Below are 7,541 nucleotides of genomic sequence, written 5' to 3' on the forward strand. Positions count from 1 at the left end.
GGTTGGACCCGCCATCCACTAATCTCCGCGCAACCTTCATGTACTAGAATTTGGGGCAGTAATGGGTCTTGTTTTCCGCTGGCTGGTGCGCATCGTGTCGGGTCTGATCATGCTGATCCTCGCCGCAATGGGCCTCGTCTATTTTCTGGCCAGTCAATCCCTGCCGGATTATGACCAGACGCTTGAAGTCAACGGGTTGACCGCTCCGGTTGAGATCGTGCGCGACACCGCCAATGTGCCGCACATTCTGGCCCAAAATGACCCGGATGTGTTTTTCGGTCTTGGATATGCCCACGCGCAGGATCGGTTGTGGCAGATGACAGTCATGCGCCGCACCGCGCAGGGCCGCTTGTCCGAGATCTTTGGCCCGCGCACCCTGCGCGTTGACAAGCTGTTGCGCCGGCTGGATCTGTACGGCCTTGCCCATCGCTCGGTCGAGGTACAGGACGATTATACCAAGGCTGCCCTTCGTGCTTATGCTGCCGGGGTCAACGCACGCCTAGCCGAGATCAACGACGAGGCATTGGGGCGCGGCGCGCCAGAGATGTTCCTGTTCAATGCCCCCGTCTCGCCTTGGCAACCGGGCGACAGTATTGCCGTGATCAAGCTCATGGCGCTGCAATTGTCCGGTCACCTGACCGACGAGGTTCTGCGGGCGCGGACGTCTTTGATGCTGAGCAATCCGGACAGACTGGCAGATATTCTGCCCGATGTTCCCGGCCCCGGCATCGCCGCGCTGCCTGAATATGCTTCGCTGTTTCCCAACCTTCCACGCTATGCCGCTGGTACGAGTTTTCCCGAAACACCTCTGTCACCCCTTCCCAAACGCGGGTTGGCGGGCGCATCAAACGCGTGGACTGCTGCGCCTTCGCGCTCGGCAAGCGGTGGGACGTTGCTGGCCAACGACCCACATCTGGGCTTCACAGCCCCCGGTGTGTGGTATCTGGCACATCTTGGTCTGGCAAAGGGAAGCGTCATTGGGGCCTCGATCCCTGGTATTCCCACAATCATGACCGGCCGTAGTGACCGGTTGGGTTGGGGGGTGACGTCATCTTACCTTGACGATCAGGACATTCACATTGAGCAGCTGAACCCGGACAACCCCGAAGAATACCTGACCCCGGACGGTTATCAGGAATTCAAGACCCGTCCTTCGATAATTGAAATCAAAGGGGAAGCTCCGGTTACACTGACGTTGCGCTGGACTGAAAACGGGCCGGTTTTGCCCGGTACGGATTACAAGCTGGAAACTATCACACCGCCAGGCCATGTTGCGTCTTTGTCCTGGACTGCGCTCAGCCCGCAAGACACTTCGATGTCGGCGTCCATGGCCCTGATGAACGCGGACAACGTGCAGGACGCCATAACCGTGGCGCGGCAATTCATTGCGCCTTCGCAGAACCTGTCACTGGTCGACAAAACGACGATAGGGATGAAACTGATTGGCGCCATGCCCCGGCGTGATCTGCAAAACCAGAGCCGCGGACGCATTCCGACACCCGGCTGGATTGAAGCAAACCGCTGGCAAGGTCGCCTACCCTACACCAAAAACCCGGAATTTGTGGCCCCTGCTGGCGGCGTTCTAGGCAACACGAATAACAAGATCATCAACCGCCCGTTCCCGGATCATGTGTCCTACGAATGGGGAGACACTCAGCGCGTGCATCGCTGGGAACGCCTGATGCAATCGCGTGAGGTGCATACCCGCGACAGTTTCATCGAAGCGCAACTGGATACCGTCAGTTTCACCGCGCGCTCTCTACTGCCACTGATCGGTGCTGACCTTTGGTATACCGGTGCCTCGGCCCCCGAAGGGACGCCCGAGCGCCAGCGCCAGATTGCGCTGTCGCTGCTGGCGGACTGGAATGGCGAGATGAACGAGCATCTGCCCGAACCGCTGATCTACGCAGCCTGGGTGCGGGCCCTTCAGATCCGCCTGATCTCGGACGAGCTGGGGCCGCTGGCCAGCGAATTCAAACATGTCGAGCCTTTGTTCATCGAGCGGGTCTATCGTGACATTGATGGCGCCGGTGTCTGGTGCGATGTACGACAAAGCGCGCCGATTGAAACCTGTACCGAAATGGCTCGACTTGCATTGGATGATGCGCTGATCTGGATCACCGAACGCTATGGTAGCACACTTGAATCCCTACGCTGGGGTGATGCGCATCAGGCAACCCACGATCACCCCGTTCTGGGAAACGTGCCAATACTTCGGTATTTTGTGAACATTCGACAATCGACCAGTGGCGGCGACAACACCTTGCTGCGCGGGCGCACGTCGGGCGAAGGGCTCGACCCGTTTCAGAACGTGCACGGAGCCGGGTATCGCGGTGTGTATGACTTTGCCGATCCCAACAGCTCGGTCTTTATCACGGCTACCGGCCAATCGGGCCATTTCCTGTCGCGTTATTACGACGATCAGGCGCAGCTGTGGCGGCGTGGCGAATATATTCCCATGTCGCTGGACCTTGACCTTGCCCGCGCCGCTGCTGTCGGAGTGACCAATCTGATCCCACGCTAAGCAACGGGGTTTCGGCGAGTCCCCGCCCCTTTTTGTCCGGACCGTGGACGCCACGCGGCAGTTTCGCCTACCATCACCGGGCGAACTGTTTCGGACCAGGGGGAAACTATGGCCAGCATTCGGGATACTCTGAACAACTTTGCCCGAGATTACGCGATCGCCTGGAGTTCAGGTGACGCCGATGCCGTTGCCAGTTTTTTCACGCAGGACGGTCGGATCACAACCAACCGGGGTGAGCCTGTCGAAGGGCGTGCCGCGATTGCCGAAATGGCCCGAGAAGTCTATGCCGATTTTCCGGATCTGGAAGTGCGGTGCGACATGATGCGATGGGCTGGCTCTCACGCCCTGTTTGTCTGGACACGTGAAGGGCATCATGCCCAGACCGGCAACTATGTTATCGCGCGCGGATGGGATGAATGGGAACTTGCACCTGACCATCTTGTACAATCGTCAGTCGGCTGGTTCGACACCGATGATATACAGCGGCAACTTTACGGCACATGACTTAGGTTGTCTTTTTGCCCGCGGTTTCTATCGCATAATTCCGCGGTATTCCCTGCGTAATCAGAAACCACTCGGATGCCTTCGTCCGCCGCTGATGCGCATCAAATGCCCGCTGATTCACAAAAACCTCTGATACAGTGAACCGTCCGGGTGTGATCTGATCCTCGACAACATCGAACGACAGGCAACCCTCTTCCGCCTTTGTGAGGGCGATATGCGTGGACAGAGCGGCGCGCACATCTTCAAGACGATCCGCTGGGACATCAATAAATCCGGTCAGAAATACTCTTTGATCCAATGTGTCAGACAAGTTCCGCCACTTCGCCGTTTCTATAGTGTTTCGAATTGAGCAGCCTGTTTATCCGTCCAAAGGACAGTAATACGGAACCCTTTTTCGGTCTGCTCTTCGGATTGTACAACATCCTGTCGGAACAACCACGCCCGCTTGTTACCTTCAGCGAAGGTCAGGTTCAGAACATCCTCGTGCCGGGCCCCTTGCAGGATTGCTGCAATCTCGGAAAGCAAAGGGGTCACGCCTTCGCCGGTAACTGCCGAGATGGCAAATATGGCCGGATCGCGATCCGCCCTTGCCAATGCAGCGTCTTTTTCTTCGGCGCTCAGTAAGTCAGTCTTGTTCCAAACCTCAAGCCGGGGGCGTTCTTCGTCGACACCAAGCGAGGTCAGGATTGCTTCGACATCCTGCGCCTGCGCTTCGGTTTCCTCATGGCTGATATCACGCACGTGAACAATCAGATCAGCGCCCAATACTTCTTCAAGCGTGGCCCGAAAAGACGCCACAAGCTCGGTCGGCAGGTTCGAGATAAAACCCACCGTATCCGACAGGATCACTTCCGGGCCATCGGGCAGTTGCACACGGCGCATAGTTGGATCCAGCGTGGCAAACAGCATGTCCTTGGCCAACACTTCGGCCCCGGTCAGCCGATTGAACAGAGTAGATTTCCCGGCATTGGTATATCCAACCAATGCAACGATCGGATATGGCACCTTGGCCCGCGCAGCACGGTGCAACGTGCGGGTCTTGACTACTTTCTGCAACTGGCGACGCAGACGCACAAGTTGTTCGTCAATGGCGCGACGGTCGGCTTCGATCTGGGTCTCGCCAGGTCCGCCGACAAATCCCAAGCCGCCACGCTGACGTTCAAGGTGGGTCCAGGCCCGCACCAGCCGCGTCCGCTGATAGCTGAGCGCAGCCATTTCGACCTGCAACACCCCTTCGCGGGTACGCGCACGGTCGCTGAAAATCTCAAGGATCAGCCCGGTCCGGTCGAGGATCTTGACCTTCCATGCCTTTTCCAGATTGCGCTGCTGAACCGGGGTCACCGGCCCATCGATCAGAACCAGTTCAACCTCGTTCTCACGAAGCCGCTCGCCCAGTTCCTCGATCTTGCCACTGCCAAACAAATAGCCGGGCTGGGCGCGTTGCAGGCGTACGATTTCAGACCCGATCACGTCCAGATCGGGCAAAGCGGCGGCCAGCGCAACCGCCTCGGCCAGCGCCGGTTCGGGAACGCGGCGCTGTTCATCTGATTTGATTTCGGGATGCAGCACCCAGGCCCGGGTGCGCGTCCGGTCATGTTCCATCAAGAGGCGTCTTCGCCCTCATACAGGTTGATCGGCTGTGATGGCATGATGGTTGAAATCGCGTGCTTGTACACCAGCTGCGACTGTCCGTCGCGGCGCAACAATACACAGAAATTGTCGAACCAGGTGATCACACCCTGCAATTTCACGCCATTGATCAGGAAAATTGTAACCGGAACCTTAGCTTTCCGTACATTGTTCAGGAAGGCATCCTGAAGATTCTGTCTGTCCGAAGCCATATTTATATAATCTCGCCATTGTTCTTGCCACGCGTTGCGGACCAACACGCTCCCTCCGGTTCAGTATGGAGCGCCGCGTAAAGATATTCCAGACGAAAAATTAAGCAGAAAAAACGGCCGGACCCAACCGCTTCAATCCCGCCACAGCGAAGGAGTGATCAGGGCGATGATCGCAAGTGTCTCGAGCCGGCCAATGACCATCGCCGCGCACAGCGTCAGCTTGGCCCCTGCGGACAGGTCTATCAACCGGATCGGAACATCAGTGGCCAGTTCAATCAGCGGACCCGTCGTGCTGAGCGTTGCGACGCTGAGCACCATGGCCTGTTCGAACCCGGCCCCCATAGCGGCCAACAAAAGGTTGAACACTGCCAATGTCAGCGCAAAGAGCATTAGAAAAATCCAGGCGATAAACGCGCCGTCCCTTTGAATGCGTCGGTTACCGCCTCCAACCCCGCTGACTGACGAGGGATAGATCAACCGGTCGATCTCGCGCGCACCATTCAGGTACAGGGCAAAAACGCGCAGCAGTTTGACACCGCCAGCCGTAGTGGCGACCCCGCCACCGATCAGCGCCAGCCCCATCAGCAACAATCCGGGCGTTCCCAGACCAGACAATTGCTGCGCATCATCCCAGTTTGCGCTTTCAAACCCGGCGGTTGTCAGAAAGGCCAGAACAGTGAACAGCATACCCCAGATGACCTGCAATGCCTGCAAAGGTTCGATTTGCCCGCCGATTTCCGTAACGCCTGCAATAACGCGAAAGAACAGTAACGCAGCAACGGCCAGCACAATCATCAGGCCAATGCGAAACTCCGGGTCCGTATCCAGTCGGGAATAACCGGATGTTGCCGTGTCGGTCGAAAATGTCAGGCGCGAAAGGGCGAAGAACAGGAACAGAAACAGGATCGCCTCGCCCGTGAATCCCGCTTGCGCGCCTTCCATACCACCCACCGGAGAAATTCCCGACGTCGCCATGACCGACATTGCGTGGCAAACGGCCGTCAGACCATTTTCGCCAGCGATCAGAAGAAGGATCCAGATCACTGCCGTCAGCCCGGCATAGACCGGGGTCAGTCCCTTTGCCACACGGAGCAGCCGGCCACGTGGATCAACGCGTTCGCTTTGCGCAACACCCGATACCGGGCGACCCGGCTGACCGCGTGCCGTGACCTCGAACCCACCTAGCGACAAAGGCGCAAGGATTGCCGCGGCGGCAATCCACATCAGCAAACCGCCCATCCATCCAACCAAGGCACGCCACAGGTGCAGCGGGGCCGTCAGGCGGTCTGGATCCGGAAACAGATCCGCCCCTGTGGTCGTAAGGGCACTAACCATGTCAAAGTAAGCGTTCAGGAATGTGGTCGTTCCCAGCGCGTCGTGAAATGGAATTGCAAGAAAGACGGGAAGAATGGTGAAACATGCGAGCATCACCGCCAATTGTCCCAAAGTCCCACGCCGTGGCACGCGATTGGACGAGGCCAATGCGATACTGGCGACCAGAAACAACCCTATGATACCGGAATACAGAAACGATCGGGATGTGTCGTGATCATCCAGCGCCAGCGCGTAAACTGCCGGAACCCACATTGCCAGTGACGCAATAGCCCAGATCAGAAGAAACAGCGGCAACCGCCGCAATAGCCCAATCTGTTGTATCCCCGCATGCGCCATCAGAAGAAATCGATTGAAACCTGCATCAGGCGTTCGACCTCAGGCACGTCCTTGGCCATGGCAAAAATCGCGACGACATCCTTTTCATCGATCCTGAGGCTGCCCGTCGGTCGCATCACCTCATCCCCTTTGCGCACGGCCCCAACCAGTACGCCTTCGGGAAAATCGATATCGCGCAGCTTTTGCCCCGCCATGGGAGAGGTTGACAGAACCTCGGCCTCGATCACTTCGGCCTCAGCATCTCCGATCGAGTAGACCTGTCGCACCCGGCCATGACGGATGTGGCGCAGGATAGAACTGACGGTGGTTGCCCGCGGATTGATATACGCGTCGATCCCCAAAGGTCCCATCAACGCCACCATGCTGGGATCATTGATCAAAGCAATCGCCAACGTGCAACCCTCGGCCTTGGCCCGCACAGCGGCCAGCATGTTCGTGCGGTCATCATCCGTAACCGCCAGCATTGCATCCGCCCTGTCGATACCGGCCTCGCTCAACAAACTGGCATCAAGACCATCACCGTGCAGCACAATCGTTCGTTCCAGCGCCTCGGCGGCGATCTCGGCGCATCGGCGATCCCGCTCGACGATTTTGGCGCGCACGCGGCTTTTTTGTTCTTCCAGAGTTCGCGCCACTTCAAGCCCGACATTGCCGCCGCCCACGATCACCACGCGATCCTGACGCTTTTGGGTCTTGCCAAACACCTCCATGGTGCGATCCACGTCTTTTACATTGGTAAAGACGTAGCATTCGTCGCCGACAAACAGCTGATCCTCGGATTCTGGTGCAAACAGCGTTCCATCGCGACGCACCCCCACTACGATCGAACTGAGCGTCGAGAACAAATCGGTCAGTTGCCGCAAGGGCGTGTTCACGATCGGGCACTCCTCATCAACGCGAATTCCCAAAAGCTGCGCCTTGCCGTCCATGAAAATCTCGGTGTCAAAGGCGGACGGGGCCGACAGGCGGCGCATCGCGGCTGCGGCCACTTCGCGTTCGGG

The 7,541-nt window shown here is 58.0% G+C and carries 7 protein-coding genes; 2 read left to right on the forward strand and 5 right to left on the reverse strand.

All coding sequences use genetic code 11. From position 1 onward, the window contains the following. Nucleotides 1-61: 61 nt before the first annotated feature. Together AC2FNC_RS01030 and AC2FNC_RS01035 are read left to right on the forward strand one after the other, a co-directional pair. Nucleotides 62-2,524 carry a penicillin acylase family protein gene (locus AC2FNC_RS01030; protein ID WP_496714366.1) on the forward strand — a complete coding sequence of 821 codons (2,463 nt, stop codon included), beginning with the start codon at nt 62-64 and terminating at the stop codon, nt 2,522-2,524. A 108-nt stretch (nt 2,525-2,632) separates the two neighbouring features. Beyond that, nucleotides 2,633-3,028: a nuclear transport factor 2 family protein gene (locus AC2FNC_RS01035; protein WP_480517229.1), complete on the forward strand. Its 396-nt coding sequence runs from the start codon at nt 2,633-2,635 to the stop codon at nt 3,026-3,028. Nucleotide 3,029: 1 nt separating this feature from the next. Here the strand turns inward: AC2FNC_RS01035 and AC2FNC_RS01040 are convergent, their stop codons facing one another. From AC2FNC_RS01040 to trkA, 5 genes are all read right to left on the reverse strand, one after another. Continuing rightward, a complete protein-coding gene (locus tag AC2FNC_RS01040) occupies nt 3,030-3,338 on the reverse strand; it encodes a putative quinol monooxygenase (protein WP_480919640.1) in 309 nt (102 codons plus the stop codon). A gap of 20 nt (nt 3,339-3,358) precedes the next feature. Next, nucleotides 3,359-4,630, reverse strand: coding sequence for a GTPase HflX (gene hflX, locus AC2FNC_RS01045; RefSeq protein WP_480919641.1), 1,272 nt, complete (start codon nt 4,628-4,630; stop codon nt 3,359-3,361). Beyond that, complete coding sequence (gene hfq, locus AC2FNC_RS01050) at nt 4,630-4,869, reverse strand: RNA chaperone Hfq (RefSeq protein ID WP_005982826.1); 240 nt, start codon at nt 4,867-4,869, stop codon at nt 4,630-4,632. The genes hflX and hfq overlap by 1 nt, the downstream gene beginning before the upstream one ends. A gap of 132 nt (nt 4,870-5,001) precedes the next feature. After that, nucleotides 5,002-6,540 (reverse strand): TrkH family potassium uptake protein, encoded by a 1,539-nt coding sequence (locus AC2FNC_RS01055; RefSeq protein WP_480553679.1) that lies wholly within the window; start codon nt 6,538-6,540, stop codon nt 5,002-5,004. Next, the coding region (gene trkA / locus AC2FNC_RS01060; protein WP_496714370.1) for a Trk system potassium transporter TrkA at nt 6,540-7,541 on the reverse strand (1,002 nt) is incomplete at its 5' end. The genes AC2FNC_RS01055 and trkA, both read right to left, overlap by 1 nt.

This window comes from Ruegeria sp. BHSA123 (assembly GCF_059613425.1).

What these genes read in the sequence shown, in the direction of transcription:
- AC2FNC_RS01030 (WP_496714366.1), top strand. Translation starts at nt 62, where the DNA reads ATGGGTCTTGTTTTCCGCTGGCTGGTGCGCATCGTGTCGGGTCTGATC.
- hflX (WP_480919641.1), bottom strand. Translation starts at nt 4,630, where the DNA reads ATGGAACATGACCGGACGCGCACCCGGGCCTGGGTGCTGCATCCCGAA.
- AC2FNC_RS01055 (WP_480553679.1), bottom strand. Translation starts at nt 6,540, where the DNA reads ATGGCGCATGCGGGGATACAACAGATTGGGCTATTGCGGCGGTTGCCG.
- AC2FNC_RS01035 (WP_480517229.1), top strand. Translation starts at nt 2,633, where the DNA reads ATGGCCAGCATTCGGGATACTCTGAACAACTTTGCCCGAGATTACGCG.
- hfq (WP_005982826.1), bottom strand. Translation starts at nt 4,869, where the DNA reads ATGGCTTCGGACAGACAGAATCTTCAGGATGCCTTCCTGAACAATGTA.